The following is a 26,248-nucleotide window of genomic DNA, read 5'->3' as shown; positions in this document are numbered from 1 at the left end:
CCTTCGCGGCTAGTTCGGCGCGCCCTCGAGGACAAGGATGTCCTCGCGGCCGAAATTGACGGTGATCGGCTGGCCGCGCTCTGGCGGCGCGGCATTCGGCCGGTTGAACGTGTCGAGCGAGACGGCGCTTTCCTTGAAGCGGACGCGGATGCGCACGACCGAGCCAAGGAAGTGCACTTCGTCGATCGTGCCTTCGAGATTGTTGCTGCTGCCATTGGCCCGGCCGATGGAAAGCGCCTCGGGCCGGAGCGCCACGGCGAGCGCGTCGCCCGTCGACGCGCCGTTGAGGCCGCGGCTCGTGACGATCTCCTGACCGTCGACCACGATGCGGCCCTCGGCGCCGTCGGAGACGCGACCGCTCAGGATGTTCAGCGTTCCGACAAAGGACGCGACGAAGCGGGTCTTCGGATAATTGTAGATCTCGAACGGCGTTCCGAGCTGCTCGATGCGCCCCTCGCTCATCACGCAGACGCGGTCCGACATCGACAGCGCTTCTTCCTGGTCATGCGTCACGAAGATCGTTGTGATGCCGAGCTGGCGCTGGACGGCTCGGATTTCCTCGCGCAGCGAGACGCGGATCTTGGCGTCGAGCGCCGAGAGCGGTTCATCGAGGAGAAGGATTTGCGGCTTGATCGCCAGCGCGCGGGCCAGCGCCACGCGCTGCTGCTGCCCGCCTGAGAGCTGGTAAGGGTAGCGCTCGGCAACCTGCGGCAGCTTGATCAGCTCCAGCATTTCCTTGACCCGGCTGGCAATCTCGGACCCGCTCTTGCGCGCCACCTTCAAGCCGAAGGCGATGTTGTCGGCCACCGTCATGTTCGGGAACAGGGCATAGGCCTGGAACACCATGCCGATATTGCGCTGGTGCGGCTTCAGGTTGGTCACGTCCTTGCCGTCGATCCGGATCGTCCCGCTCGTTGGCGTCTCGAAGCCGGCGACCATGCGGAGGATCGTCGTCTTGCCGCAGCCGCTCGGCCCAAGCAGGGTGATGAACTCGCCACGCTCGACGGCCAGGTCGACGCCTTTCACGGTCGTCAATGTGCCGAAGGTCTTGGTGATGCGCTCGATGGAGAGAAAAGCCATGGCGGTCCTCGGGTCTTCCTTTGGCGTCAGCGCTTCTGGCCGGGCGAGAAACTGGCGACGAGCTGGATGAGGCCCATGCAGGCCCAGGTGATGGCGAAGGCGATGACGGCAAGCGCTGCCGGCTCATAGGCGCGGTTGGCGCCGATCAACTGCATATAGGGTCCGAAGGCCGGGCGATTGAGAAGGCTGGCCATCGTGAACTCGCCGATGACGATGGCAAAGGTCAGGAACGCGCCCGAGAGCACGCCGACCCGGATATTCGGCAGGATCACCTGGATCAGGATACGGGGCCAGGAGCTGCCAAGGCTCTGCGCCGCCTCGGTCAGCGTGCGGATATCGATGGTTCGCAGCGCCGTATCGACCGAACGATACATATAGGGCAGCGACAGCGTCACATAGGCGAAGATGAGCAGAAGGTCCGTGCTGCGAGCACTGCCGGTCATCGGCAGCCAGGACGACGAATTGTACATCCTGAGATAGCCAAAGACGATCACGATCGCCGGCACGACCAGCGGCAGCAGCGTCATGAACTCGACGACGGGCCGCAGCCGCGGCAGCTTCAGCTGCACCAGATAGGCGGTCGGCACCACGAGCGCGACGCCGACGATGATGGTCGCGAGCGCAATCAGCGCCGAATAGGAGAAGCTGGCCTGAAAGCCCGGATCGGCGAGCACGACCTGATAGGCCTTGAACGAGTAGATGCCCCGCTGCATGCGCAGCGAAAACTCGAATGTGGCGATCAGCGGAACGAGAAAATAGATCGCGCCGAAGATGAAGCCGATCCAGGGAAAGAGCCGCGATTGTTTCATCGGATCCACCTCGCGCTGCGCGAGGCGAGCCAGATATAGGCGCCGTTCGAGACGCCTGTGATGACGATCATGCCGAGCGCCAGCGCATAGCCGAGATTGGGATCATGCAGCGCGTCGCCGCGGATCTGGGCATAGAGCAGGATCGTGACGATGTTGAACGATGAACCCGTCAGCGCATAAGCGGTGGCGATGGCGCCAAAGGCATTCGCAAACAGCAGCAGGAACGCCCCGAGAAGGCTCGGCCACAGGATCGGCAACGCGATCATCGTCCAGTACTGTGTGCCCGTCGCGCCGAGAATCGCCGCGGCCTCGCGCCATTCGCGCTTCAGCCCATCCAGCGCCGGCGAGACCACCAGCACCATCAGCGGGATCTGGAAATAGAGATAGGTGATGGTCAGCCCCCAGAATGACAGGAGGTTGAAGCCGCCGCGGTAGATATTTATGTCGAAAATGCCGAACAGCAGCGCCGTCACTAGGCCAGTACGCCCGAGCGTCGCCAAGAAGGCGAAGGCGAGCGGCACGCCGGCAAATTGCGAGGCGACGCCGGAGAATGTCATCAGCGTCGGCCGAACCCAGCGCGGCAGGCCGCCGAGGATCGTCGCGAGCGCCAAGGCGAAGCCAATCAGCACGCCGCCAAACGCCGAGGCCGCACTGATCTCGAGGCTCAGCGTATAGGAGCGGATGATCGAGGGTTGGCCGAGATTGACGATGTTCTGCAGCGTGAAGTTGCCGCTCGGATCCTGGAACGCGCCGACGATGAGGTTGGCGGCCGGCAGCAGCAGAAACATCAGCGAGAACAGCAGGAACGGCAGAATGCCGAGCCAGGACCAAGCGATCCGTCTTTCGCGTGCGGCAGTGGCCGGAAGGGCGGTGGTGCTCATGGTGTCCCGGGAGAGGCGTGCAACGTGAGCCGGCAAAGCGACCCGGCTTGTTTGAAACGGGCGCCAACCCGCCAGGGTCGGCGCCCGCCTCGGCTTTCGATTACTTGGCGACGTCGGCGCCGACCACTTCGCTCCACTTCTTGGCGATCACTTCCTTGGCCGCGGCCTGCTGTTCGAGCGTTGGGAAGATGGCCGGGGCGTAGGATTCCGCTGCAGGCAGCTTGGCGAGGAGGTCAGCAGGGATCTTGCCTTCCTTGGCGAGCGCGTTGAAGCGGATCGGGTGGCAATAGCCCTTCAGCCAGCCGAGCTGACCTTCGTCCGAATAGAGATATTCCATCCAGAGCTTGGCGGCGTTCGGGTGCGGGGCGAAGGCGCTGATCGCCTGGACATAGACGCCGGCGACGACGCCCGTCTTCGGGATGATGACCTCGGCCGGCGGATTGCCAGCGAGAACGTCGCGCCAGGAGAGGGCGTTATAGTCCCAGGCGATGATGATCGGCGTGGTGCCCTGCGCCAGCGAGGCCGACTTGCCGGTGACCGGGACGAAATTGCCCTTCTTGTTCATCTCGGCGAAGAACTTCAGCCCTTCCTCGCCAGCCTTGGCCACGTCGCCCTTGGCGGCGGAGAGACCGGCCGCGAACACGCCCTGGATCGCCTGATTGGCGGTCTGCGGGGCACCGGCGAGCGCAACCGCGTTGGCATATTCATCCGAGAGCAGGTCCGACCAGTCGGCCGGCATCGTCTTGACGAGGTCCTTGTTCACCATGAAGGCCATGACGCCGTAATAGTCGCCATACCAGTAGCCGTCGGCATCCTTGGCGCTGTCCGGGATCGAGTCCCAGGTCGAGACCTTGTAGGGCTGGATCAGGCCTTCGGCCTTGGCCGAGGGGCCGAAGGAGAGGCCGACATCGATGACGTCGGGGGCCTGCGGGCCGGTATTGCCCTTATTGGCCTTGATGGCCTCGATCTCGTCCGCCGAGCCGGCGTCCGGATTGAGCTCGTTGACCTCGAGCCCGTATTTCGCCTTGAAGCCGGCGATGACGTCGCCATAGCCGCACCAGTCATGCGGCAGCGCGATCGTGGTGAGCGTGCCTTCCTTCTTGGCCGCAGCGATGAGCTCGTCGCTCTGCGCGAAGGCGAGCCCTGCCGAAGCGGTCAGGGCCAGCACAGATACTGTCAACCGCATCCCGATGGTCTTCATTCTTTTTCTCCCGTTCGCGGCCTGACGCCCCGAGCGCCCGTCCCCATAGAAATCATGGATCCTAAGCCGTCTATTTGCAGACGCTATCATGCCTCTTTGAAGCTTAGATGTCATTCTTCGGCAAAGCGCACGCTGGACATGCGCAGCGGTGCCGGCGACCGGGGACTTCCGGGCCATGATCGAGGGTTGACGGAGTCTGACACGTTGACAGGGAGGCGTGAGGACGGGTGTCGCGCCCATCTCGGCAATGGACAAGCGGGCATGACATGCGCGACCAATAGCGTCAGGCTCTCTCGATCGAGAGAATCCGGCGCGCCGCGCGCCGCGCGCCGCGCCTCTCGATCACGTGCCGGCATCTGATCAAGCGCTGGCGCTGCGCCGGCAGGGACGCCGTTCTCCGGCATGGTTCATCGCTGCGCCAGAGCCGCCCCGCCATGCAGGCAAGGGCGGACCAGCGCAGCGCAGCTTCGCCGCGGTATCTCGTCCACGGAAATCCGCTGCCTAAGTCAGATGGTGATGCCCAGCGAGCGGCCAACGCTCTTCAAATGATCGCGCGCTTCCGGATAATCGGAATCGGCGAGATGCTCGAGCATGATCGGGATGCCGCGACCGTCCAGTTCCTTCAGATAGGTCGGATAGCTGAGCGCTCCGCGGCCGGGGATCACCTCGTCGAAATGCAGCGAGAGCGTGCTGCCCATCGTGATGTCCTTGGCATGGCAGCTGATGATCCAGGGGCCGAGCAGTTCGAAACAGCGGCGGATGAGCGAGGCTGTGTCGTAATACTGGCGCGGCGAGACAATCAGGTTGACCGGGTCGAGATGCGCGGCGAAGGCCGGCCGGTCGATGGCCTTGATCAGATCGACCAGGATCTCCGGACTGTCGGGCAGTTCCCACTGCATCATCTCGAGGCAGAACTTGGCCCGCTTCGGCTTGACCGCATCGATGATCTCGCGCGCCGCGTCGACGAAGGTGTCGAACCCCTTCTGGCTCAAATTGTCTGGGTGTGGCTCGTAATCCGAACCGGGTGCCATCGAGCCGATATAGGTGATCGCGCAGCGTGCCCCGACCTCGTCGGCCAGCGCCAGCCGCTCCTTCACATAGTCGCGCGCCGCCTTGCGCGCGTCTGGCTCGGGCGGAGAGATGTTGCGCCAGGCAGCCACCTCGGCGATCTCGATATCGGCAGCCGCGAACGCATTGCGGATGGCGCTGATGCGACTGCTGTCCTCGAGCGCGACCGCAGGGCAATAGGCAGCGTTGTAGCCCATCGCAAGATGGGCGGCGGCGATGTCCTTCGGATCGGCATCCGCGTCGGCGGCGATCGGGATGCCATAGCCTCCAAGCCTGATCATTGTCCCTGATACTCATCGCTGTGGGGGAGGGTTTCGCCAAGCCGCGCGATCAGCGAGCCTTGCGGGATCTCGGCAAGCGGCAGGTCAACCCGCTTGCGGTCGAGCGCCGACATGTACATCGCCATCACCGCCTGGAAGCCGTGATAGGCGATGTCGCCGTCGCATGGATGCGTCGCGATCTTGCCGTCGAGCCAGTCGGCGAGGTCGCGGATATACAGCGGCTGCTCGTAGGACGGATTGAAATTACCGTCGCCCTCGATCATCTCGCCCTGGCTGTTGCGGGTGAAGGCGCGGTAGCCATTGCCGGTCGTCACTTCGGCATAGCCGTGCGTGCCGTGGATCGTAATGGAGGAGTCTGTCCAGAATTTGATGTCGCGCAGCGGGTTCTCACCGGGGACGAAATGCGGTGCGTGGGCGCCGCATTCGAAGATACCGCGAACGCCGTTCTCGAATTCCATATCGGCGATGACATAGTCCGCCGAAGGGTGGGAATCGGTCAGCATGCCCGTGCCGATCGCCTGCGCGACGACCCATTTCACCGGACTGCGGCCGTTGAAATAGAGCATGTAGTCCATGAAATGCGTGCCGAGCTGGCTTAGCCAGGGGCGCGCTGTGGCATGGATCTTGGTGACCTTGCCGATTTCGCCCGATTCGACGATCCGCTTCACCGCCTGGAAATGCGGGCCGTATTTCTGCTGGTGCGAGACCACCAGCTTGATGCCCGCCTCCCTGCAGCGCTCGAAGATCTGCTGGGCCTCGGCAAGCTCGGTCGCCACCGGCTTTTCGAAGGCGATCACCTTGACGCCGTGCTTGATGCCGAGCTCGACGAGCGAGAGGCGGACATCGGGAAGTGTCGCGAAGCAGAACACATAGGGCTTCTCTGCCGCCAGCATCGCATCGACATCGCTATAGACCTTCCCGATCCCGAAGCGGCGCGCGAATTCCTCGGCGCGCCCGACATCGAGATCGCAGCATGCGGTGACGTCGAAGCGATCGGCATTCGCTGCGAAACCTTCGGCATGATAGGCGCCACGCGGACCGCAGCCGGCGATGGCTACACTGTATCGAGTCATTTGGGGGGTCGTCTCCCTGGGTGGCTGAAGAATGCCTGCCGGCTCGGGGCCGGCCGCGGCGGCGGTGGAATCCGACGCTCAATTGCAAATCTTGTTACACTAATATAATGCTCGATGCAATGTGATGGCACGGCTGAACGGTGCCGCGACCGAGGGAGGTGATGTTGGCGGGCAAGGAGAGACTGGGCGTCGGGCTGATCGGCACGGGCTTCATGGGGCGAGCACACAGCAACGCATTCCGCCAGGTCGGCCAGTTCTTCCAGAGCCCCTATCGGCTCGAACTCGCCGCGGTCTGCTCGCGTTCGGCGGACAAGGCGGCGGCCTTTGCCGAGAACTGGGGCTATGCAACCCATGAGACCGACTGGCGCCGCATGATCGAGCGCGCCGACATCGATATCATCGACATCGCCAGCCCGAACGACACCCATGCCGAGATCGCCATCGCTGCGGCGAAGGCGGGGAAGATGGTGCTCTGCGAGAAACCGCTCGGCCGCAACACAGCCGAATCCCGCGCCATGACCGAGGCCGTGGAGACCGCCGGCGTCGCCAACATGGTCTGGTATAACTATCGCCGCGCTCCTGCGGTGACCCTCGCCAAGCAGTTGATCGCCGATGGCGGTCTTGGACGGATCTTCCACTACCGGGCAAAGTTCCTGCAGGATTGGACGATCTCGCCTGATGTCCCGCAGGGTGGGACGGCGACCTGGCGCCTCGACGCCGAGGTTGCCGGCAGCGGTGTGACCGGCGATCTCCTCGCCCATTCGGTCGATCTGGCGCTGTGGCTGAACGGCGGCATCGACGAGGTGTCGGCGGCCACCGAGACCTTCATCAAGGAACGGGTGCACAGCCTCACCGGCGCACGAACCGAGGTGAAGATCGACGATGCCAGCCTTGTGATCGCTCGTTTTGCCAATGGCGCGCTCGGCAATTTCGAGGCGACGCGCTATGCCCGCGGCCACAAGGCTCTCCACACATTCGAGATCAATGGCGAGCGCGGTTCGATCGCCTGGGACCTGCACAATCTCCACCTGCTCGAATTCTTCGACCATGGCGACAAGAGCGGGCTGCGCGGCTGGCGCACGCTGCACATCACCGACAGCGACCATCCCTATATGAAGAACTGGTGGGTGCCGGGCCTGCAGATCGGCTACGAGCACACCTTCATCCATCAGGTTGCCGATTTCCTTGCCGGCCTTGGCGGGTCCCTTGGCGGGCCGTCCGAGGTTCCGACCTTCCGCGAAGCGCTCGCGACCGATCTCGTCACCGAAGCCGTGTTGAACTCGGCGGCGGAGCGACGCTGGACGAAGGTGGCCGCGGCTTGAGGGAAGCCGTCCGCTTGACGAAATCCATCGGGCGGTGGATGAGGCGCGTGGAGCGGATGGACATCGGGGGACTGATTGGGGCACGGCAGGCGCGTCGGCGCATTTCTTGAGATCGAAGGCCTTGGCGCGGATGGATTTTCGACCCACCGATTTGGGGTCAACGGATGGCACGCATGAGCGACCTGACGAGCATTCCTCCGGCCACGCCGCCCGCATCGTCGACGGCGGCATTTCTCGGCAATGCGACGCTGAACCGGTCCGCGCCGCTGCGCGACCAGATCTATGTGCTGGTCCGCCGCGCGATCGTCACGGGCAAGCTCAAGCCTGGGGCGCCCGTCAACGAGATCGAGATCGCGGCGAGCCTCGGTGTTTCGCGGACGCCGGTGCGCGAGGCCGTCAAGAAGGTGAGCGACGAGGGGCTGATCGACGTGCTGGCGCAGGCCGGCACCTTCGTGGCCGAGATCAGCCGCAAGGAGGTCGAGGAGGCCTATATCATCCGCAGCGCGCTTGAGGCGGAGAGCCTGAAGCGAGCGGTGCCCCTGATCAACGAGCAGCATCTGCTCAATCTTGGCGACATCATCCAGGCGCATGAGACGGCGCTTGCCCGCCAGCGCTATGACGAGGCCATCCAGCGCGACGATGACTTCCACCGCTACATCGCCCAGATCAGCGAACTGCCGATGCTTTGGAAGGTCGTCGACACCTACAAGGCCCAGATGGACCGCTGCCGGCTGCTGAGCCTTCCGAAGCCTGGCTATGGCAGCGAGACGATCGCCCAGCACCGGGCCATCATTGCCGCCCTCCAAACGGGGGAGGCGAAGTCCTCGCTGCAGGCGCTCCGGCGCCATCTCGAGACGTCGCTGCGCAACTCGATCGAGTTTCTCGACAGCTACCAGTCGGGGATCGGGCGCGCCCCGGCGGCGTGAGCATGAGCTCCGCCACCCAGTCTATTTGACGCTGCCCGAGACCACGCCCGCCACGAAGAAGCGCTGCAGCGCGAGGAACAGGCAGAGCGGCACGAACACCGCGAAGGCGGCGCCCGCCATCACTAATTGCGGGCTCGAGGCGCTGATGCCGACCATTTGTGCCAGCAGAACGGGCAGCGTCTGCGTTCCCGATCCGGCCGAGATGAGCAGCGGCCACAGCAGCGAGTTCCAATAATAGACGAAGCAGAGCGCGCCGAGCGTCGCCAGCCCGGCGGGGGCGAGCGGCAGGTAGATTTGGTACCAGATGCGGAAAAAGGATGCGCCATCGACGCGCGCGGCCTCGAAGATTTCCTTTGGAATGCCGAGGAAATACTGCGTCATCAGGAACGTGCCATAGGCCGTGAAGGCGAAGGGCAGGATCATGCCCCAGTAGGTGCCGACGAGATCGAGCGCCTGGACGACCTTGAACATCGGGATCAAAACCACCGCGACGGGCAGCATGGTCTGGGTCAGCAGGACGAGGAAGGTGGCGCGGCTGAAGCGGAATTTCAGCGTTGCGAAGGCGAAGCCGGCCATCGAGGCCGTCACGAGCTGGATTGCCGTCACCGCCACGGCGACGATCAGGCTGTTGATGGCCGCGGCCATGACGCCGTAATTGGCGAAGATCTTGGTGTAGTTGTCCCAGCGGATCTTCGTCGGGATGATCTGGGGTGGCAGCGCATAATACTGGCCAAGGGCCTTCAGTGATTGCGACGCCATCCAGACGAACGGCAAGAGGAAGATCGCCGCGATGATCAGCACGAAGACGTAGCGAAGGATCTCGACTGTCCTCGACCTAGACATTGAGCACCCTCTTCTGCATCCGCAGCTGGAAGATCGTGACGAGCAGCATCAGGCCGAACAGCGCCATTGAGGCGGTCGTGCCGCTGCCGACATCGAAATTGCGGAAGGACGACTTGTAGATGAAGAGCCCGATGGTCGTGGTCGCCTGACCCGGGCCGCCATTGGTGAGCACATAGACGGCCTCGAAGGTCTGCAGGACCGAGATTGTCTGCGTCACGACGAGGAAGAGCGTCGAGCGGGCGAGCAGTGGCCGGACGACATGGAAGAAGCTTTGCCAGGGGCTGGCGCCGTCGAGCGCCGCCGCCTCGAGCAGCGCGCGATCGATCTGTTGCAGGCCGGCGAGGTAGATCAGCATGGCGAGGCCGGTCATGGACCAGACCATCATGATCGACACGGAGACGATCGCCATACCCGGGTAGGTCAGCCACGCCACAGGCCCGAGCCCGACCAGCCTGAGGCCGTAATTGATCAGTCCCGTCTCGGTCGCGAACATGTTCTGGAACACGAAGGAGATCGCTACCAGCGACGTCACGATCGGCATGAAGAAGATCGAGCGGAACACGATCTTGCCGAAGGGCATACGATCGAGGGCCATCGCGAGGGCGAGACCGAGGCCGAGCGAGCAGGGCAGGGTGATCGCCGCGAAGAGCAGCGTCACCATCACGCTGTAGCCCGCCACCCCGCCGGAAAACAGGTCGATCCAGTTCTTGAGCCCGACATAGCGCGGCGCGCCGATGAAGTCCCATTGGTAGAAGGTCAGGACGAAGGTCGCGACCGCCGGGATCAGCGTGAAGATGACGAACGGGATCAGCGAGGGGACGAGGAACAGCCAGGCAGCAGCTTCCTCGCGGGACATCCGCGCGAAGAAACCGCTCCGCCGCTCGGATGCATTCTCGGCTGCCAGCACGGACATGCCCCGTCTTCCTTGTGGTGGAGGAGAAAGGATCGGGCGGCCGGACGACTTCAGGTCGTCGGCCGCCCGGCCGGGCTTCGGCTCGGTCAGTTGCCTGCGGCCGCGGCGAGCGCGGCATCGGCCTTCTGCGTCAGGTCGTTCATGGCGGTCGGGACGTCGACGGAGCCGTTCCAGACGCCGGACAGAACCTGGTTCTGCAGGTCCATCACCTGGAACGAGCCTTTGGGGGCGTTGAACGCGGCGAAGCCCTGGATCTTCTTGGCGAAGTCCGCCATGTGCTCCGAGAGGTTCGACCACGCCGACTCACGCGCTGGTACGCCCGTCGTCACGACCTTGGCGAGCACCGGGCCGCTGGTGATGTAGGAGAGGAACTTGAAGGCCTCGTCCTTATGGGGCGTCGCAGCGGAAATCACATAGGAGCCGCCGAGGCCGACGCCGGCCTGACCCGCAGGGCCAACGGGCAGCCGAGCAATGTTGTAGTCGACACCGGCATCGTCGAGGATTGTCACTGTGTGACCGACGCCGAGGGCCATCGCGAGATTGCCCGAGATGAACAGCGACTGGGCCTGGCCGGACGAGTCCTTCTGGTCCGGAATGGGGGCCACGCCGTCCTTCACCATGTCGGCGAAGAACTGGATCGTGGCGCGTCCAGCGTCATTGTTGGCGTCGTATTTCCCGTCCGCGCCGATCATCGTCGTGCCGAAGGCGCGATACCAGCCGTCGAGCACCCAGTCGGTGCCGATGCCGGCGAGGCCCCAGACCTTGCGGCCATCCTTGGACAGCTTCGTGCTGATCGTCTTCGCCGCATTGGCGAAATCGTCCGTCGTCCAGCCATCCTTGGGCAGCGGAACGCCGGCTTCCTCGAAGAGGGCCGGATTGTAGAAGATCGCGACGCCGTTGAAGTCGTAGCCGATGCCGTAGAGCTTGCCGTTCAGCGTCATGTATTTGAGCATGGTCTGATTGGCGTCGGGCAGGTTGATGCCGGGATCCTTAGCGATGTAGTCGTCGAGGGGCAGCAATTGGTCGCCATAGAGCCACTGTGCGCCGAAGCCGGGCACGAACAGCCACACGTCGGGCAGCTTGCCGGAGGCGGTATCGACCTGCCGCTGCTGCCAGTATTCCGACCACGGCGCATTCAGCATCGTGACATGGATGTCGGGATTGGCGGCGTTGAACTCGTCGATCGCCTTCTGATAGGGCTCGACCTGGGGCAGCGACAGCGCATTCGCGAAGGTCAGCTCGACCGGTGCCGCCTCGGCCGCCACGCCGCCGAAGGCCAGCGCGAGCGCAGCCGCGGCTGCGCGAGCCAGTGTGCTCAACTGCATCTTCAATCCTCCCTGGATCACAGCCGGCATCGCATGCGAGGCGCATTCTTGGCGCGCGCTTTGATCTCTCCGCCCGGCCAGACAGGCGTACGTTATATTAGCATAACGTGTCAAGAAGCGGAGCCGCTAGGGAGGCGTCAGGCCGGCGCTCGCTTCGACGACGGAACGGCTTCGCGTTTTGCTGGCTCCCGCGCCGGCTTGAGCCCTAATCCAGGCACACTTCATTCGTGGGGCGTCGTGCAGTTCAAACCGAGGGCGTTTCAGAACGGCTCAACAGAGCAAGCCGCCCCAAGACCTTGATAAGGCTCTGCATAATGAGGCGAGGGCTGTCGCTGCGGTGCGCTACACCGCCGAGGCGCCTAGGGGGAAGCCGGCTGGTTTCGGCAGGGGCGGGTCGACATGTCGGCCGCGTCACATAAGGCACAGCTCAGTTGATCAACCGGTCCTGGAGTACGGCTGCTGATCTCATAACCTGCCGCCGACGCTGTCGGCGATCGCCCCGTTTATCAACCGTCTGGCCGACATCGACTGCGGCTGCATCCGGGTGCTGCGCACTGGCGCGACCGCCTCAAGCGCTAAACGATTGCGCACCATCGACCGCTGCTTCGGACTTGGTGTCGCGCTGGTTTGCGAGCCGGTATTCGAGGCGTTGAGCGCCGATTTCAGGAAGGTGGCTGGGGAACCTGGATTCGAACCAAGACTAGCGGAGTCAGAGTCCGCTGTTCTACCATTAAACTATTCCCCAATCGCATCAGCCTGTTACGGCCTTATCCTGAAGCGCGGTAAATGTTGCGCAGCCGGATTGCGTTCGGCGGCAGTTACGTACAGCGCCGCGTTGGCAGCGTCAACACTCAATCCGAGCGCTTGGCGAGCTGTGGATGACAGGGCAATGACAGGCTATCCCGAAGCCGTCTGTGGCTGGGAGTGTGGTCATCTACGCATCTCGGCTGCGACCCGTCGGCGCGCTCTTGGCTTCGTGACGTCTCTTGTCGGAGGCACAGTGCAGGTCGAACCCTCGGGTCGACGAAATTCCGACGATCCGCGAGATCGACCGTCCCTGGCATCGTGCCGCCGCGCCATTTAGCCGGGATCTGCGGCCGCGCCTGTGGATGGCGGGTGGCTTTCGCCATTTTAAGGCTTTGCAAGCCGATCAAGCCTTTGCTATAGCGACGCCCGCGGCACGAGACGTGCTGTTCCGCGATAGCTCAGTTGGTAGAGCAGGTGACTGTTAATCACCGGGTCGTTGGTTCGAGTCCAACTCGCGGAGCCAGATTCTTCAAGGGGTTGAGCCGGATAGGCTCAGCCCCTTGATCGTTTTGGGCGGTCATTTGTCGAAATTCCGATGCAGTCCGGGTCGTCGCGCAGCATGAAATGGCGCCGGGTCAGATCGCCGGCCGCAGCGCAAAACCGGGTGGGGCGGCCAGTCGCCATCGGCTGTTTCTGCGCTCGGCGCTTGCGGGCGGCAGTCGCGATCCGCTAACAATAGTCAAATTTTGTGAACCGCGAGCCTCGCCCGCCCCATGCCATCGATCCGGTTTGGCAAGAAGTCGATCAAGCTGCCGCAGAGCCGCCTCCTTCGCGTGGGGATCGGCGGTGCCTTCGTGGCCGGGGGCGTGTTCTCGTTCCTCCCTGTGCTCGGGATCTGGATGCTGCCGGTGGGGCTGATCGTGCTGTCGCATGATTTTCCGCGCATCCGCCGTTTTCGACGCAAATGGGACGTCCGCCTCGCGCGCCGCTGGGCGCGTTTTCGCGGCCGTGCCGTGACACCCGCGGAATAAGTCGTGCCGCCTTGCGCGGCGCGGCGAACGGCACTAGCGTTGTTTATTGCACTGGTTCCCCCGATGGGTCTGAGACCCTGGGGGATGAAATGGGAATCCGGTGACGAGTGACCCTGACGGGGCTCGGAAACCGGAGCTGCCCCCGCAACTGTGAGCGGTGAGCGACCTCGCATGAAGGCCACTGGGAAACCGGGAAGGCGTCGAGGAAGCTGCGACCCGCAAGCCAGGAGACCAGCCAGCGCATGGAACTCGAGCCGGCCGTCGGTGGGACGGCCAAGGAGACGACATGAACGCTTCGACTGCTTCCTCCCCGTCCATTTCCGGCCGGCCGCTGGCTGCGACACGTTTCGCTGCCGGATTTGCTGCGCTCGCCTTCGGGCTCGTGGTCTTCCTCGCGACCGGCTTTGCCGCGCCGAGCCAGATCCACAACGCGACGCATGACACGCGTCACGCGTTCGGCCTGCCCTGCCACTGACGGGGTGCATCATGCTGAAATCGATCGTTTTGAGCGCCTTCGGCGCTGGATTGCTCGTGGGCGTTATTCTGACCGCCGTGCAGTTCGTCACCACCGAGCCGCTGATTCTTCACGGCGAAACCTATGAACAGGCCGCGGAGGCTCCGGCGCCTGAGGCTGCGCCAACTCCCGCCATGTCGATGGCGACGCATGACCACGGCGCCGCAGCGGCCAGCGAGGCGCATCATCACGATGGCAATGCCTGGCAGCCGGCCGACGGCTTCGAGCGTTCGGCCTATACGCTGCTGGCCAATCTGCTCATGGGCGTTGCCGTTTCCGCCATCCTGCTCGGCGTCATGACGCTGAAAGGCGATCCGATCGACGCCCGGCGCGGCGTGCTCTGGGGGCTTGGCGGCTTCTTCGCAGCGAGCCTGATGCCGGCGCTTGGTCTCGCACCGGAATTGCCAGGCACGGCCCCAGCCGAAATCGGCTCGCGCCAGTTCTGGTGGCTCGGCACGGCCGCGGCCTCGGCCGTCGCGCTCGGTCTCGTCGTCTTCGCGCGAGGCTATCTCCTCAAGCTGCTCGGTGTCATGCTCGCCATCGTGCCGCATGTCATCGGCGCGCCGCAGCCGCCGACGCTGGAGGCGGCCTATCCGGCGGCGCTCGGCGCGGAGTTCGTCGTGGCCTCGCTGGTGGCAAGCGCGCTGCTCTGGTCGTTGGCCGGGCTGTCCTCGGCGTGGTTCTACCAGCGCCTGTCGCGCGCGCCCGGATGAGCACCGACGTCCCGCAGCGGACGGCGCTGATCATCGGCGCCGCCCGTTCCGGCAAGAGCCGGTTTGCGGAGCGCCTGGCGCTCGGCACGGGGCTGGTGCCGGTCTATGTGGCAACGGCCGAGGCGCGGGACGAAGAGATGGCCGCGCGGATCGCGGCGCATCAACGGATGCGCTCTGACGCCGGCTGGACGACGGTCGAGGAGCCACTCGCTCTCGTCGCGGCGCTTGAGACGGCCGCGTCGGAGGATGCGGTCGTGCTTGTCGACTGCTTGACGCTGTGGCTGTCCAATCTCATCGAGGCGGATCGCGATGTCGAGGCCGAGGGCAAGGCGCTCGCCTCGTACTTGTCGCAGGCGACAGGTCCGCTCGTTCTCGTCAGCAATGAGGTCGGCGCCGGGATCGTGCCGATCAATGCGCTGGCCCGGCGTTTCGCCGATGCCCAGGGCCGGCTCAACCAGATCGTCGCCGCCGCGGCGTCCCAAGTCATTCTTGTCGCAGCCGGCCAGCCGCTGCGGCTCAAACCCGCTCCGGAGTTGCAGCTTTGACCGACCGCATTCCCGCCACGATCGTCACCGGCTTTCTTGGCGCCGGCAAGACGACGCTCATCCGCAATCTCATCGCCCAGTCGAACGGACGCCGCATCGCGCTCATCGTCAACGAGTTCGGCGATATGGGCTTTGATGGCGGCCTGTTGTCCGATTGCGGCGATGACGCGTGCAAGCCCGACACGGTCGTTGAACTGACGAACGGCTGCATCTGCTGCACGGTCGCCGACGATTTCCTGCCGACCATGGAAATGCTGCTCGCCCGCGAGCCGGCGCCCGAGCATATCGTCATCGAAACATCTGGCCTCGCGCTGCCGCAGCCGCTGGTGCGCGCATTCACATGGCCGTCAGTCCGTCACCGGGTCACCATCGATGGCGTCGTGACGGTGATCGATGCCGCCGCTGTCGCCGATGGCCGTTTTGCGCATGACGAAGCGGCGGTGACAGCGCAGCGGATCGCCGATCCATCGGTCGATCATGAGGACCCGATCGAGGAACTCTTCGAGGATCAGCTCTCCTGCGCCGATTTGATCGTTCTGTCCAAGACCGACCTCATTGATGCCGGGGCGCTCGCCGAGGTCGAGGCGCTCGTCCGCCGCGAAGCCCGTCCGGCGGCTCGCAGTGTCCATGCGGAGAAGGGCGACTTGCCGGTTGAGGTGCTGCTGGGCATTGGCGCTGCCGCGGAGGACGATGCTTTCGAGCGCAAGAGCCATCATGACCTCGAAGGTGAGGAACATGACCACGACGATTTCGACAGCTTCACGGTTCGGGCGCCCGTTGCCGCTTCGATTGAGGCGCTCGGAGCCAGTATTGCCCGCGCCATGGCCTTGCCAGGCGTGCTACGCATCAAGGGCCGTGCCAGCGTGACGGGCAAGCCGCTGCCGGCCGTGGTGCAGGCGGTCGGGCCGCGCGTCGAGACCTATTTCGCGGCCGGTGGCGAGACGGGCCGGCTTGTGGTGATCGGCGAACGGGGGCTCGACCGCGCGGCGATCGAAGCGGCGCTGGGCTAGCACGATGCATCTGGTCGCCGGCGAAACGGAACGGATCGACGATGGAAGCTCAGCCGTCGATCTCGATCAGTCGCCCGGCGACATCGTGCTGATCTCCGCCGCCGATTCGGAGCTTGCTGCGTTTGCGGCCGCAGCCGGCCGGAAGACGGCGGGCCCGAGTATCCGCCTCGCCAATCTGATGCGGCTCGGCCATCCCTATTCGGTCGATCTCTATCTGGAGAAAACGCTCGCAAAGGCGAAGCTGGTGGTGCTGCGGCTCATCGGCAGTGCGGGCTATTGGCCCTATGGGCTGGAGGCGCTCCGGGCGCTGTCGCGTGGCGGTGGCCCCCGGATCATCGTCGTTCCCGGCGGCGATGAACGCTGGGATCCGGCGCTTGAGGCCTATTGCACCGTGGCGCTGGAAGATTGCCGCCAGTTCTGGCGGGCGGCAGTCGCGGGCGGCCCCGGCAATATCGACCGTGCTTTGCAGCTCGCCCGTCATCTTGTCGATGGCGACGAGCGCCCGAGTGAAGCTGAACCGCTTCCGGTCGCGGGCTTGCATCATGACGGCGCGGACGGAAGGCCACTGGCGCTGATCGTGTTCTATCGCGCGTTGATCGAAGGCGGCTCGACGGGGCCGGTGGATGCCTTGATCGCGGCGCTTGAGAACGAGGGGATCGCGGCACGAGCGGTTTTCGTCAGCAGCCCGAAAAACCCCGAGGCGGCTGCGTTCATCACAGAGATTGCCGAAGAAACACCGCCCGACATCGTCATCAACGGGACGGCCTTCGCTTTGTCGAAGCCTGGCCGACGGACGGAACCGACGGTGCTCGATCGTTCGGGCCGCCCGGTGCTGCAGATCGTCTTTGCCGGGACGACGCGTGAGGCCTGGCAGCAATCAGCGCGCGGTCTCGGACCGCGCGACATGATCATGAACGTCGTGCTGCCCGAGGTCGACGGGCGCATCCTGACGCGGCCGGTTTCGTTCAAGGAGGAGCTGCCGCGCGACGGTGTCACCGACAGCCGTATCGTCGCCTATCATGCTGATCGCGAGCGCATCGCCTTCGTCGCGGCGCAGGCGGCGCGCTGGGTCCGACTCGGCCGCAAACCGGCCGCCCAACGCCAGATTGCGATCATCCTTTCCAATTATCCCGGCCGCGATGGGCGCATCGGCAACGGCGTCGGCCTTGATACGCCTGAAAGCACGATGCGCATCGCGTCGGCCATGCGAGAGGCAGGCTACGAACTGCCTGACTTCCCCCAAACGGGGAGGGCGCTCATTGCGGCGCTTGAGGCCGTTCACGCCGCCGCCGATCCGTCGACGAGGGGACCCGGCTCGCGCGGCGAGACAGACGGCATTACGATCCCGCTCGCCGAATATCTGGCGTTCCATAGGGCGTTGCCCGATAGTCTGCGCGAAGAACTCGCTGACCGATGGGGCGCGCCGGAACAGGATCCCGCCTTCGTGGATGGCGCCTTCAGACTCGCCATCCGCCGCTTCGGCAATATCGCGGTCGGTGTGCAGCCGGCGCGGGGCTATGGCGTCGATCCCAAGGCGACCTATCACGACCCGCTGTTGCCGCCGCCGCATCACTATCTCGCCTTCTACGCCTGGCTACGGCGCGTGTTTGATGCCGATGCGATCGTCGAGGTCGGCAAGCATGGCAATCTCGAATGGCTGCCCGGCAAGGCGATCGGCCTCTCGGCGGATTGCTGGCCGGAAGCAGCACTTGGGCCTGTGCCGCTCATCTACCCGTTCATCGTCAACGACCCCGGCGAAGGCGCCCAGGCGAAGCGCCGCAGCGCCGCCGTCATCGTCGATCATCTGATGCCGGCGATCACGCGCGCCGAGGCGCATGGTCCCTTTGCCGAACTCGAAACGCTGATTGACGAATATCATCTGGCGCTCGGCGCCGACCCGCGCAGGCGCGACGATCTCGAACGCGAGATCCTTGAACGCGCCGCCCGCCACGGCATCGACCACGATCTCGAAATCGGCGATGGCGATCCCTCAAAGGCGCTGCGGGCGATCGATGCTCACCTCTGCGACATCAAGGAACTGCAGATCCGCGACGGGCTGCACATCTTCGGTGAAAGCCCCGGCGGGAAAGCGCTGGCCACCACCGTTGCGGCGATCGCCCGGATTTCTCGGTCTGGCGGGCGCCCAGCCGATGCATCGCTGCTACGAGCCCTCGCCGCCGATCTCGGCCTTGGGGATTTCGATCCGCTGGCGCCGGATCACGCGGCGCCTTGGAGCGGGGCGAGGCCTGCCGCCCTCATCGCCGCCGACGACGCGGTTTGGCGAAGTGCCGGCGACACGGCCGAGCGCATCGAGCTGCTGGCGCTGAGCTTGGTCGCTGCGACGGTGAATGAGGGCCCGCCGCGTTTCGGCGCCGCAACAGATGCGGTATTGGACTGGATCGCTGACGATCTCGCGCCTGCTCTCGCCCGCTGCGGCATGGACGAGACGGTCGCCGTCATGACGGCGCTGGACGGCCGCTTTGTGGCGCCTGGCCCGGCTGGCGCTCCCTCGCGCGGCCGGCCGGATTCGTTGCCGACGGGGCGGAATTTCTTCTCGGTCGATACGCGGGCTGTCCCGACGGAGGCGGCCTGGCGGATCGGTCGCCGCGCGGCCGAGGCGCTTGTGCTCCGCTACATGCAGGATGAGGGCGAATGGCCGCGTGCCATTGCGCTCACCGTCTGGGGCACGGCCAATATGCGCACGGGCGGCGACGACATCGCTCAGGTGTTGGCGCTGATCGGCGCCGAACCGGTCTGGGAAGCGGGCACGGGCCGCGTCACTGGCTTTCGCGTCTTGACGCTCGCCGAGCTGAAGCGGCCGCGTGTCGACGTCACGCTCAGGATTTCCGGCATGTTCCGTGATGCGTTTCCCGAGCAGATTGATCTCATCGATTCGGCGATCCGCGCCATCGCCGAGCGCGACGAGCCTGAGGATGCCAATCCGATCGCGGCGGCGCGGCGGCGGGAGGGCGATGCGCTGCGCATCTTCGGCAGCCAGCCGGGCGCCTATGGCTCCGGACTTCAGGCCATGATGGATCATGACATCTGGCGCGATCGCGCGGATCTCGCCGACGCCTTTCTGGGCGCAAGCGGCTTTGCCTATGGCGGCGGCGCGGAGGGCAGGGCGGCCGGCGACCAGTTTCGCACGCGGCTCGGCGCGGTCGATGCCATCCTGCATAATCAGGACAACCGCGAGCACGACATCCTCGACAGTGACGAGTATCACCAGTTCCAGGGCGGGTTGGCGCTGGCGGCGGAGGCCGTCGCGGGTCGGGCGCCGCGCCTTTATCACGGCGACCACGCCTCTCCGGACAATCCTGTGGTGCGGCCGCTTTCAGAAGAGATCGGCCGCGTGGTCCGGGGCCGGGCGACCAATCCGAAGTGGGTGGAAGGCGCCATGCGCCACGGCTATCGCGGCGCCTTCGAGATCGCGGCGACCGTCGACCTCTTGTTCGGTTTCGCCGCAACCACGCATGCGGTCGGCGATCACCATTTCGATGCGCTTTACGACGCCTATCTCGCCGATGAGCGGGTGGCGGATTTCATGGCCGATGCCAATCCGGCGGCACTCGCCGACATGGCGGCGCGCTTTGAGGCCGCGATCGAACGAGGCCTCTGGTCGCCGCTGCGCAACAGCACCCGTGCCCGCCTTGCGGCCCTTTCGGGCCAGCCCACCGCTCTTTCGGAGACAACAGCATGACGGATGAACCAGTCGCCCCGGATATCGACGCGCGCCACGCCGAGAAGATGAAGAAGAAAAAGGCCGTGCGCGACAAGATCCTCGCGACCAAGACGGTCGAGAAGGGGCTGATCATCGTTCACACCGGGAAGGGCAAGGGCAAGTCGACGGCCGCCTTCGGCATGGTGTTCCGGTCGCTCGGCCATGGGTTCCCGGTTGCCGTGGTGCAGTTCGTCAAGGGCGCCTGGGAGACCGGCGAGCGGTTCGCGCTGGAGCGCTTCGGTGATCTCGTCTCGATCAACACGCTTGGCGAAGGCTTCACCTGGGAGACGCAGGACCGACAACGCGATATCGCCGCCGCGCGCCACGCCTGGGAAACCGCCAAGGATCTCATTCGCGGCGGGGCGCATCACATCGTGCTGCTCGACGAACTCAACATCGTGCTGCGCTATGACTATCTGCCCGTCCAGGAGGTGATCGACTTCCTGCTGGCGGAAAAGCCTGCCGACGTTCACGTCGTCATCACCGGCCGCAACGCGCCGGATGCGCTCATCGAGATCGCTGACCTCGTCACCGAAATGGAGATGATCAAGCATCCGTTCCGCTCCGGCGTGAAGGCGCAGAAGGGCATCGAGTTTTGAGGCACGGAGGATGTCCGGCGCCATGACCGCAGCCGTCATGTTTCAGGGCACGGGCTCGAATGTCGGCAAGTCGACGATCGTTGCCGGCCTTGCGCGCCTGCTGGCGCGCCGCGGGATGAAGGTGGTGCCGTTCAAGCCGCAGAACATGTCCAACAACGCTGCCGTGACGGTCGATGGCGGCGAGATCGGCCGGGCGCAGGCGCTCCAGGCGCGCGCTGCCGGCGTGCCGTCCAGCGTGCATATGAACCCCGTGCTCTTGAAGCCGGAAAGCGAGATCGGCGCACAGGTGATCGTGCAAGGACGGCGTTTCGGCACGATGCGGGCGCGCGAATATGGAAGCCGCAAGGCCGAATTGCTGCCGCTCGTGCTGGAAAGCTATCGGCGTCTGGCAGCTGAAGCCGATATAGTTCTGGTCGAAGGCGCCGGCAGTCCGGCCGAAATCAATCTGCGTGCCGGTGACATCGCCAATATGGGCTTCGCCGAGGCGGTCGGGCTTCCTGTCATCCTTGTCGGCGACATCGATCGCGGCGGCGTCATCGCGAGCCTTGTCGGCACGCGCGCCGTGCTGCCGCGTGCTGATCGTGACCGGATAGCCGGCTATATGATCAACCGCATGCGCGGCGATGTCAGCCTGTTCGATGCCGGGCTTACGGCGATTACCGGTGCGACAGGCTGGCCGTCGCTGGGTGTCGTGCCGTGGTTTCCGGAAGCCGGCAAGCTGCCTGCGGAAGACATCCTGGATCTTGGCCGCACGCGCCCTGATGGCAAGGGCTGCATCATTGCCGTGCCGTTGCTGCCGCGCATCGCCAATTTCGACGATCTCGATCCGCTGGCACAGGAGCCGGGAGTCGAACTCGTGCTGGTGAAGCCGGGCGAGCCGATCCCTGTCGCCGATCTCGTGCTGCTGCCGGGTTCGAAATCGACGATCGCCGATCTCGCCTTCCTGCGCACTGAGGGCTGGGACATCGATATCCGCGCCCATCATCGTCGCGGCGGCCGGGTGGTCGGCCTCTGCGGTGGCTATCAGATGCTTGGCCGCAGCATCGCCGATCCCGACGGCATTGAGGGCACGGCCGGTACTGTGGAGGGGCTCGGGCTGCTGGCCATCGATACGGTGCTCGGCGACGACAAGACGACGACTGCCTTTTCCGGCCATGAGGCGGCGAGCGGCCTCGCCGTCAGCGGCTACGAAATTCATCTTGGCCGAAGCGATGGCGTGGATCGCCAGCGGCCCTGGTTGATCGGGCCCGGGGGCGGAGAGGGCGCGGTATCACCTGATGGCCATGTTCGTGGCTCCTATGTGCACGGCCTGTTCGCGGCCGATGCCTTCCGCCGCGATTTCCTCGCTTCGATCGGGGCGGCGCCCTCAGAGCTCGACTATGAGGCGGAGGTGGATGCCGTGCTCGACCGGCTCGCCGATCATCTCGAAGCGCATCTCGATATCGGCTTGATCCTCAAGATTGCAGCCACAGCGCGATGATGACGACGAGCGTCGCGGCGAGAATCGTCGCGACCTTCAGCACCTTCAATGCGCGGGTGATGTCGGCCGGGTCGGCATCGGTACGGCCGGCTGGATTGAGGAAGGGATCGTCGACGACGAGCGCGCCATAGCGGCGCGGCCCCGCGAGCGCCAGATCGAGCGCACCGGCCATGGCGGCCTCAGGCCAGCCGGCATTCGGCGAGCGGTGCTTGCGGGCGTTATCGAGCATAACGACGAAGGTGGTGCCGATCGATGCTCCGACAAACGGTGCCGCCATCACGATGAGGAAGCCGGCCAGCCGGCTCGCCGGCAGATTGACGACATCGTCGAGCCGGGCCGAGGCCCAGCCGAAAGCGCGATGGCGCTCGCTGCGATGGCCGATCATCGAATCAGCTGTGTTGATCATCTTGTAGGCGAAGAGGCCGGGCAGGCCGAGCAGGGCGAACCAGAGCGCCGGCGCGACGAAGCCGTCGGAAAAATTCTCGGCAGTCGATTCGATGGCTGCCCTGCAGATGCCGGCCTGGTCGAGACTGTCGGGGTCGCGGCCGACAATCATCGAGACCGCGCGGCGTGCCGCCTGGAGACCGCCTTCGGCGAAGGCATCGCGCACGCGCGCGACGTGATCGTAGAGGCCGCGGCTCGCGAGGAAGATCGACGCGATGATGGGAATGGCGACGAAGCCATAGGACCAGCGCGCCAGGAGGGCCTCGATGACAAATCCCGCGCCTGCGGAGATGGCGACGAGCAATATGATGGCGAGCAAGCCAGTCACGCGGCGGAGCGCATCCGCGCGCCGGTCGCCGGCGGTCGGGGGAGCAGCGTTCCAGGTGCTGTCGACCCAGCCGATCAAGCTGCCAAACCACGCGACGGGATGCGGCAGTCGGCGCCACAGCCAGTCGGGATCGCCGATGAAACCATCGATGAGGATGGCGGCCACGAGAAGCCACAGCCGCCATTCGAAGGCTGATTCGATCACCGTGATGCTGCCGGAAAGCAAAAATCGTCGTCTTGAGTCATTCGCCCCACACTCCAGCAATCATTCGATACAAATCCATCATCCAAAATTGGTACTCATCTCGCTAAAATCCGCGCCGGCGGCTGGCGGGCAGCTGACCAAATGGATGCGGACTGTTTCATGGACGAATTACGGCCATTTGACCCTGCCGTCAGCCAGTTTCCTTTGCCGATGAGCGCAAGGCGAGCGCAATTCGAAGCGCGCAATGCACGGCGTCAGCGCCTTCACCTGCCCAAAGGTCACCCCTATCGCCGTGTCCCCGTCTGGATGCCCTACGGCGTCGCCAAGATCCTGTGCAAGGTTATCGGCTAGTCCCTCCAGTCTCCAGATCCCCGCGCCGGCTCGACGGCGCATGCCAATCTGCTGAGGGTCCGCAGCGCTCATTGGGTCACCCGGTCTCGGAAACGCGTGCGAATTCGCGTTTTGCGTCCGTTGCCCGTTGCGCAACGCGTCCAGCATTGCCATAGGTTTCCCCGGGCAGGTTGGGTTTCAAGTGAGGGTGTAAAGGTGAGGGCGCGTGTTCATGCGCGTCACTGACGTTCCCCCAAAGGCCGCGGAGACGCACCTGAAGTGTCGAATTTGAGAGCCTCCGAGGCGCATCTTCTGGAGTTGCGGAAGATCCATTCGATGCTCCATTCCGCAATGGATTCGTTGATCAAGGATCTGAACGCGAACGAGGCCGCCCGTCTCCTGATTCTGCTGGATGATCGCCTGACATCGCTGATCAACGCAGCCGAACCAGACCGCGACGAGAAGAATGGCGCCGAGGCTGCGAAGCCATCGCCGGGCGAGGAAACGAAAGCCGCATCGGCGATGCGGAGAACCTCCCAAAGGGAGGCCGCCGAGCGGTCCGCCACGGTCAATCATCCCGGACCGCAATCGGAACATCCGCCGCGTCAGGCGCCAACTCCTTCCGAGGTTCGCACGGCGCCCGTTGCAGGCGAACAGTCCCCTGAGGCTCCGCTCATTCCAAGCGACCCGATCGTTGCCGTGCCGCTTCAGCCGGAGGCGAGGCCCCGGCCCGGCGCCGAACTGCCGTCGTTCGAGGCGATGATTGCGTCTGCGGCGAGGGCCAGTGTGGAGAAGCCCCAGATCGAGGAACCCCAGCCCGGTCCGACGCTCGACGCAACGCCAAACGCGCCGGCCGCGGCGGAAGAATCGAGCGACGGACCGAAGCCGGCGGACCTGCCGCCGCCGCCGACCGCGCCGGTCGTTACGCCTGATGTCGTCGACGAGGAGAGCGAAGAACCATCCGACGACGAGCCGGAATGGATCGAGGAGGATCTCGAAGACGGGGCTGACCTGCAGGAAGCGATCGAAACCGAGGCGCCAAGGCAGCGTTTGACTGAAAGGCTGCTGTCGCGGTTCCGGCTGCCCGGCCTCGGGCGTCGCCAAAGTGCTGATGCCGCCCGTCCGGAGGAGGCCAATGTCGAGGACGACGCTGCCGAGGTTTTGGCAGAGGACGTAGCGGAAAGCTTCGAGGAGGCTGGCGCCGCGTTCCCTGAGCCTGATGTGATCGCCGATCCCAGGCTGCGCCGCCTGCATGCCGCAGCTGACCAGCTTTCGACCGGTCAGTTGCTCGCCGAAGCCGCTCTCCGTACGAGCAACCGGATCGAATTGCGAAAGGTCGATGGCGGGCTCGATCTCATCGTCAAAGGACTGCCAAAGCCGCTCGGGACTGTTCGGCTTTCCGAAGCTGATGGCCATGTGCACTACCAGCCGCGCTTCGGGCTCGATAATCCGAACCGCGAACCCAATCGTGCCGATCTCGAGATCTGGATGAAGGCGATGGCCGACGTGGTCGTCCGCGTACTTGAGGACATCGGCCGACGCCGCAACGGCGGAGAGGCTGGCTCCAAAAAGGATGAGGCGTCCTGAGGACGACCGCTCTTGCCCGGGCCTGAGCGCAAACTAAGAAGAAACAGTCAAGGAAGGTAACCCGTGGAGCGATCGAAGCTTCGTCCGCACGATCCAATCGTCAGCGTCTATCCGCTACCGCTCGATGCGATGCTCGCTCGCGACGAGGCCCAAAAGGCGCGGCGTCTGCGAAAGAGACTTCCGCCCGGCCATCCCTATCGCCGGCTGCCGCTTTGGATGCCCTATTGGCTGGCAAGATTCATAAACGGCTCCGCCCCGAGTTCACGCCCGAACTGAGTCGCGTACACGCGAATTGATTGACCGTGGTCGGCGGGCCGCGCATGGACGCGGCCACCGCCTCCGTCAGGTGCGGATCGGGTTTTCGAGGAACCAGTGATAGGCCTTGGAGAGGCCGTCCTCGAATGAGGTCGTCGCATGCCAGCCGAGAGCATTGATGCGCTCGACATCCATGCGCTTCAGCATTGTGCCGTCCGGCTTGGTCCGGTCCCAGTCGATCTTGCCCTTGAAGCCGGTGACACGGCGGACGGTGTCCGCGAGCTCGGCGATGGTGATGTCCGAGCCGGTGCCGACATTGAGGTGCTCATAGCCGGAATAGTTCTGCAGCAGGAACACGCAGGCATCGGCGAGGTCGTCGACATAGAGGAATTCACGACGCGGCGTGCCGGTGCCCCAACATGTGACCGAGGCATCGCCGCGCTGCTCGGCCTCATGAAACCGGCGGAGCAGGGCAGGGATGACATGGCTCTTCTGCGGGTCGAAATAGTCGTTCGGCCCATAGAGGTTCGACGGCATCGCCGAGATGTAGTCGACCCCGTGCTGCTTGCGATAGGCCTGGCAAAGCTTGATGCCGGCAATCTTGGCGATCGCGTACCACTCGTTGGTTGTCTCGAGCGGTCCGGTCAGCAGCGCGTCTTCGGGAATCGGCTGCGGCGTGACCTTCGGATAGATACAGGACGAGCCGAGAAACAGCAGCTTGTCGGTCCCCACGGTGAAGGCGCCGTGGATGAGGTTCGCCTCGATCATCAGGTTTTCGTAGAGGAAGTCGGCCGGATAGGTGTCGTTGGCCAGAATGCCGCCGACCTTGGCCGCCGCAACGATCACGACGTCCGGCTTGGTTCGCTTCAGGAATGCGGTGACCGCCGCAGGATCGCGCAGATCAGCTTCCTCGCGAGTCGCCGTCACGACCTCCACCCCGTCGCGCTCGAGCCTGCGGACAACGGCCGAACCGACCATCCCGCGATGCCCCGCGACATAGACCCGCCGCTTCGAGAGC

Annotated in this window: 22 protein-coding genes, 2 tRNA genes and 1 riboswitch; of the genes, 12 read left to right on the top strand and 12 right to left on the bottom strand. The window is 64.8% G+C overall.

The genetic code is table 11. From position 1 onward, the window contains the following. Window positions 1-9 precede the first annotated feature (9 nt). The 6 genes from LB518_RS23760 to LB518_RS23735 all read right to left on the bottom strand — a co-directional run bounded on the left by LB518_RS23760 (window position 10) and on the right by LB518_RS23735 (window position 6,393). The gene (locus LB518_RS23760; RefSeq protein ID WP_224580328.1) at window positions 10-1,080 is read right to left on the bottom strand and encodes an ABC transporter ATP-binding protein; all 1,071 of its coding nucleotides are present in this window, start codon (window positions 1,078-1,080) and stop codon (window positions 10-12) included. A 26-nt stretch (window positions 1,081-1,106) separates the two neighbouring features. Further along, window positions 1,107-1,889 carry an ABC transporter permease gene (locus tag LB518_RS23755; protein WP_224580326.1) on the bottom strand — a complete coding sequence of 261 codons (783 nt, stop codon included), beginning with the start codon at window positions 1,887-1,889 and terminating at the stop codon, window positions 1,107-1,109. Further along, entirely contained in the window at window positions 1,886-2,770 is an 885-nt protein-coding gene (locus LB518_RS23750) for an ABC transporter permease (protein ID WP_224580324.1), read from the bottom strand. Before LB518_RS23750 ends, LB518_RS23755 begins: the two co-directional genes overlap by 4 nt. A gap of 100 nt (window positions 2,771-2,870) precedes the next feature. After that, a complete protein-coding gene (locus LB518_RS23745) occupies window positions 2,871-3,956 on the bottom strand; it encodes an ABC transporter substrate-binding protein (RefSeq protein WP_224580361.1) in 1,086 nt (361 codons plus the stop codon). 521 nt (window positions 3,957-4,477) lie between these two features. After that, window positions 4,478-5,320, bottom strand: coding sequence for a sugar phosphate isomerase/epimerase family protein (locus LB518_RS23740; protein WP_224580321.1), 843 nt, complete (start codon window positions 5,318-5,320; stop codon window positions 4,478-4,480). Then, window positions 5,317-6,393 (bottom strand): Gfo/Idh/MocA family protein, encoded by a 1,077-nt coding sequence (locus LB518_RS23735; protein WP_224580320.1) that lies wholly within the window; start codon window positions 6,391-6,393, stop codon window positions 5,317-5,319. The genes LB518_RS23740 and LB518_RS23735 overlap by 4 nt, the downstream gene beginning before the upstream one ends. 164 nt (window positions 6,394-6,557) lie before the next feature. Here LB518_RS23735 and LB518_RS23730 point away from each other — a divergent pair, with 164 nt between their 5' ends. Together LB518_RS23730 and LB518_RS23725 are read left to right on the top strand one after the other, a co-directional pair. Next, window positions 6,558-7,715 (top strand): Gfo/Idh/MocA family protein, encoded by a 1,158-nt coding sequence (locus tag LB518_RS23730; protein ID WP_224580319.1) that lies wholly within the window; start codon window positions 6,558-6,560, stop codon window positions 7,713-7,715. A gap of 173 nt (window positions 7,716-7,888) precedes the next feature. Then, window positions 7,889-8,641 (top strand): GntR family transcriptional regulator, encoded by a 753-nt coding sequence (locus LB518_RS23725; protein ID WP_224580318.1) that lies wholly within the window; start codon window positions 7,889-7,891, stop codon window positions 8,639-8,641. 21 nt (window positions 8,642-8,662) lie between these two features. Here LB518_RS23725 and LB518_RS23720 read toward each other — a convergent pair whose 3' ends face one another. The 4 genes from LB518_RS23720 to LB518_RS23705 form a co-directional block, all read right to left on the bottom strand. Beyond that, entirely contained in the window at window positions 8,663-9,484 is an 822-nt protein-coding gene (locus LB518_RS23720) for a carbohydrate ABC transporter permease (protein ID WP_224580317.1), read from the bottom strand. After that, on the bottom strand, window positions 9,477-10,397 hold the full coding sequence (locus LB518_RS23715) for a carbohydrate ABC transporter permease (protein ID WP_224580316.1): 921 nt from the start codon (window positions 10,395-10,397) through the stop codon (window positions 9,477-9,479). The genes LB518_RS23720 and LB518_RS23715 overlap by 8 nt, the downstream gene beginning before the upstream one ends. 86 nt (window positions 10,398-10,483) lie before the next feature. Next, complete coding sequence (locus LB518_RS23710; protein WP_224580315.1) at window positions 10,484-11,722, bottom strand: ABC transporter substrate-binding protein; 1,239 nt, start codon at window positions 11,720-11,722, stop codon at window positions 10,484-10,486. 671 nt (window positions 11,723-12,393) lie between these two features. Continuing rightward, window positions 12,394-12,467: transfer RNA gene (locus LB518_RS23705), tRNA-Gln, on the bottom strand. A 449-nt stretch (window positions 12,468-12,916) separates the two neighbouring features. On the opposite strand from LB518_RS23705, the gene LB518_RS23700 reads away from it, so the two are divergent. From LB518_RS23700 to LB518_RS23660, 9 genes are all read left to right on the top strand, one after another. Further along, window positions 12,917-12,992, top strand: a tRNA-Asn gene (locus tag LB518_RS23700). Window positions 12,993-13,242: 250 nt separating this feature from the next. Beyond that, the gene (locus LB518_RS23695; RefSeq protein ID WP_224580313.1) at window positions 13,243-13,500 is read left to right on the top strand and encodes a hypothetical protein; all 258 of its coding nucleotides are present in this window, start codon (window positions 13,243-13,245) and stop codon (window positions 13,498-13,500) included. Between the two features lie 35 nt (window positions 13,501-13,535). Further along, window positions 13,536-13,754: riboswitch (cobalamin riboswitch) on the top strand. Between the two features lie 32 nt (window positions 13,755-13,786). Beyond that, window positions 13,787-13,975, top strand: a complete 189-nt coding sequence (locus tag LB518_RS23690) for a CbtB domain-containing protein (protein ID WP_224580311.1) — start codon at window positions 13,787-13,789, stop codon at window positions 13,973-13,975. Between the two features lie 11 nt (window positions 13,976-13,986). Continuing rightward, window positions 13,987-14,727 carry a CbtA family protein gene (locus LB518_RS23685; RefSeq protein WP_224580309.1) on the top strand — a complete coding sequence of 247 codons (741 nt, stop codon included), beginning with the start codon at window positions 13,987-13,989 and terminating at the stop codon, window positions 14,725-14,727. After that, complete coding sequence (gene cobU / locus LB518_RS23680; protein WP_224580307.1) at window positions 14,724-15,272, top strand: bifunctional adenosylcobinamide kinase/adenosylcobinamide-phosphate guanylyltransferase; 549 nt, start codon at window positions 14,724-14,726, stop codon at window positions 15,270-15,272. The genes LB518_RS23685 and cobU overlap by 4 nt, the downstream gene beginning before the upstream one ends. Beyond that, window positions 15,269-16,282, top strand: a complete 1,014-nt coding sequence (gene cobW, locus LB518_RS23675) for a cobalamin biosynthesis protein CobW (protein WP_224580305.1) — start codon at window positions 15,269-15,271, stop codon at window positions 16,280-16,282. The genes cobU and cobW overlap by 4 nt, the downstream gene beginning before the upstream one ends. A gap of 4 nt (window positions 16,283-16,286) precedes the next feature. After that, on the top strand, window positions 16,287-19,982 hold the full coding sequence (gene cobN, locus LB518_RS23670; protein WP_224580304.1) for a cobaltochelatase subunit CobN: 3,696 nt from the start codon (window positions 16,287-16,289) through the stop codon (window positions 19,980-19,982). Next, on the top strand, window positions 19,979-20,602 hold the full coding sequence (gene cobO / locus LB518_RS23665; protein WP_224580303.1) for a cob(I)yrinic acid a,c-diamide adenosyltransferase: 624 nt from the start codon (window positions 19,979-19,981) through the stop codon (window positions 20,600-20,602). The genes cobN and cobO overlap by 4 nt, the downstream gene beginning before the upstream one ends. Window positions 20,603-20,624: 22 nt before the next feature. Continuing rightward, complete coding sequence (locus LB518_RS23660) at window positions 20,625-22,082, top strand: cobyric acid synthase (protein WP_224580302.1); 1,458 nt, start codon at window positions 20,625-20,627, stop codon at window positions 22,080-22,082. Here the strand turns inward: LB518_RS23660 and cbiB are convergent. Continuing rightward, window positions 22,057-23,058 (bottom strand): adenosylcobinamide-phosphate synthase CbiB, encoded by a 1,002-nt coding sequence (cbiB, locus tag LB518_RS23655; protein WP_224580301.1) that lies wholly within the window; start codon window positions 23,056-23,058, stop codon window positions 22,057-22,059. The genes LB518_RS23660 and cbiB overlap by 26 nt on opposite strands. Window positions 23,059-23,724: 666 nt before the next feature. Here cbiB and LB518_RS23650 point away from each other — a divergent pair. Then, on the top strand, window positions 23,725-24,975 hold the full coding sequence (locus LB518_RS23650; RefSeq protein WP_224580300.1) for a hypothetical protein: 1,251 nt from the start codon (window positions 23,725-23,727) through the stop codon (window positions 24,973-24,975). Window positions 24,976-25,317: 342 nt separating this feature from the next. Here the strand turns inward: LB518_RS23650 and fcl are convergent. Next, window positions 25,318-26,248, bottom strand: a 931-nt coding sequence (gene fcl, locus LB518_RS23645; RefSeq protein ID WP_224580299.1) for a GDP-L-fucose synthase, incomplete at its 5' end; no start/stop codon positions are given.

It is taken from the genome of Mesorhizobium sp. BR1-1-16, from assembly GCF_020165495.1.
GTDB lineage: Bacteria > Pseudomonadota > Alphaproteobacteria > Rhizobiales > Kaistiaceae > Kaistia.
Note: the sequence above shows the minus strand (reverse complement) of the source record. Positions and strands in the feature narration are given on the sequence as shown.

Bases quoted from the DNA above. Each gene is read 5' to 3' on its own strand.
- LB518_RS23760 (WP_224580328.1), bottom strand. From the start codon at position 1,080: ATGGCTTTTCTCTCCATCGAGCGCATCACCAAGACCTTCGGCACATTG.
- LB518_RS23755 (WP_224580326.1), bottom strand. From the start codon at position 1,889: ATGAAACAATCGCGGCTCTTTCCCTGGATCGGCTTCATCTTCGGCGCG.
- LB518_RS23750 (WP_224580324.1), bottom strand. From the start codon at position 2,770: ATGAGCACCACCGCCCTTCCGGCCACTGCCGCACGCGAAAGACGGATC.
- LB518_RS23745 (WP_224580361.1), bottom strand. From the start codon at position 3,956: ATGCGGTTGACAGTATCTGTGCTGGCCCTGACCGCTTCGGCAGGGCTC.
- LB518_RS23740 (WP_224580321.1), bottom strand. From the start codon at position 5,320: ATGATCAGGCTTGGAGGCTATGGCATCCCGATCGCCGCCGACGCGGAT.
- LB518_RS23735 (WP_224580320.1), bottom strand. From the start codon at position 6,393: ATGACTCGATACAGTGTAGCCATCGCCGGCTGCGGTCCGCGTGGCGCC.
- LB518_RS23725 (WP_224580318.1), top strand. From the start codon at position 7,889: ATGAGCGACCTGACGAGCATTCCTCCGGCCACGCCGCCCGCATCGTCG.
- LB518_RS23720 (WP_224580317.1), bottom strand. From the start codon at position 9,484: ATGTCTAGGTCGAGGACAGTCGAGATCCTTCGCTACGTCTTCGTGCTG.
- LB518_RS23715 (WP_224580316.1), bottom strand. From the start codon at position 10,397: ATGTCCGTGCTGGCAGCCGAGAATGCATCCGAGCGGCGGAGCGGTTTC.
- LB518_RS23710 (WP_224580315.1), bottom strand. From the start codon at position 11,722: ATGCAGTTGAGCACACTGGCTCGCGCAGCCGCGGCTGCGCTCGCGCTG.
- LB518_RS23695 (WP_224580313.1), top strand. From the start codon at position 13,243: ATGCCATCGATCCGGTTTGGCAAGAAGTCGATCAAGCTGCCGCAGAGC.
- LB518_RS23690 (WP_224580311.1), top strand. From the start codon at position 13,787: ATGAACGCTTCGACTGCTTCCTCCCCGTCCATTTCCGGCCGGCCGCTG.
- LB518_RS23685 (WP_224580309.1), top strand. From the start codon at position 13,987: ATGCTGAAATCGATCGTTTTGAGCGCCTTCGGCGCTGGATTGCTCGTG.
- cobU (WP_224580307.1), top strand. From the start codon at position 14,724: ATGAGCACCGACGTCCCGCAGCGGACGGCGCTGATCATCGGCGCCGCC.
- cobN (WP_224580304.1), top strand. From the start codon at position 16,287: ATGCATCTGGTCGCCGGCGAAACGGAACGGATCGACGATGGAAGCTCA.
- cobO (WP_224580303.1), top strand. From the start codon at position 19,979: ATGACGGATGAACCAGTCGCCCCGGATATCGACGCGCGCCACGCCGAG.
- LB518_RS23660 (WP_224580302.1), top strand. From the start codon at position 20,625: ATGACCGCAGCCGTCATGTTTCAGGGCACGGGCTCGAATGTCGGCAAG.
- LB518_RS23650 (WP_224580300.1), top strand. From the start codon at position 23,725: ATGCTCCATTCCGCAATGGATTCGTTGATCAAGGATCTGAACGCGAAC.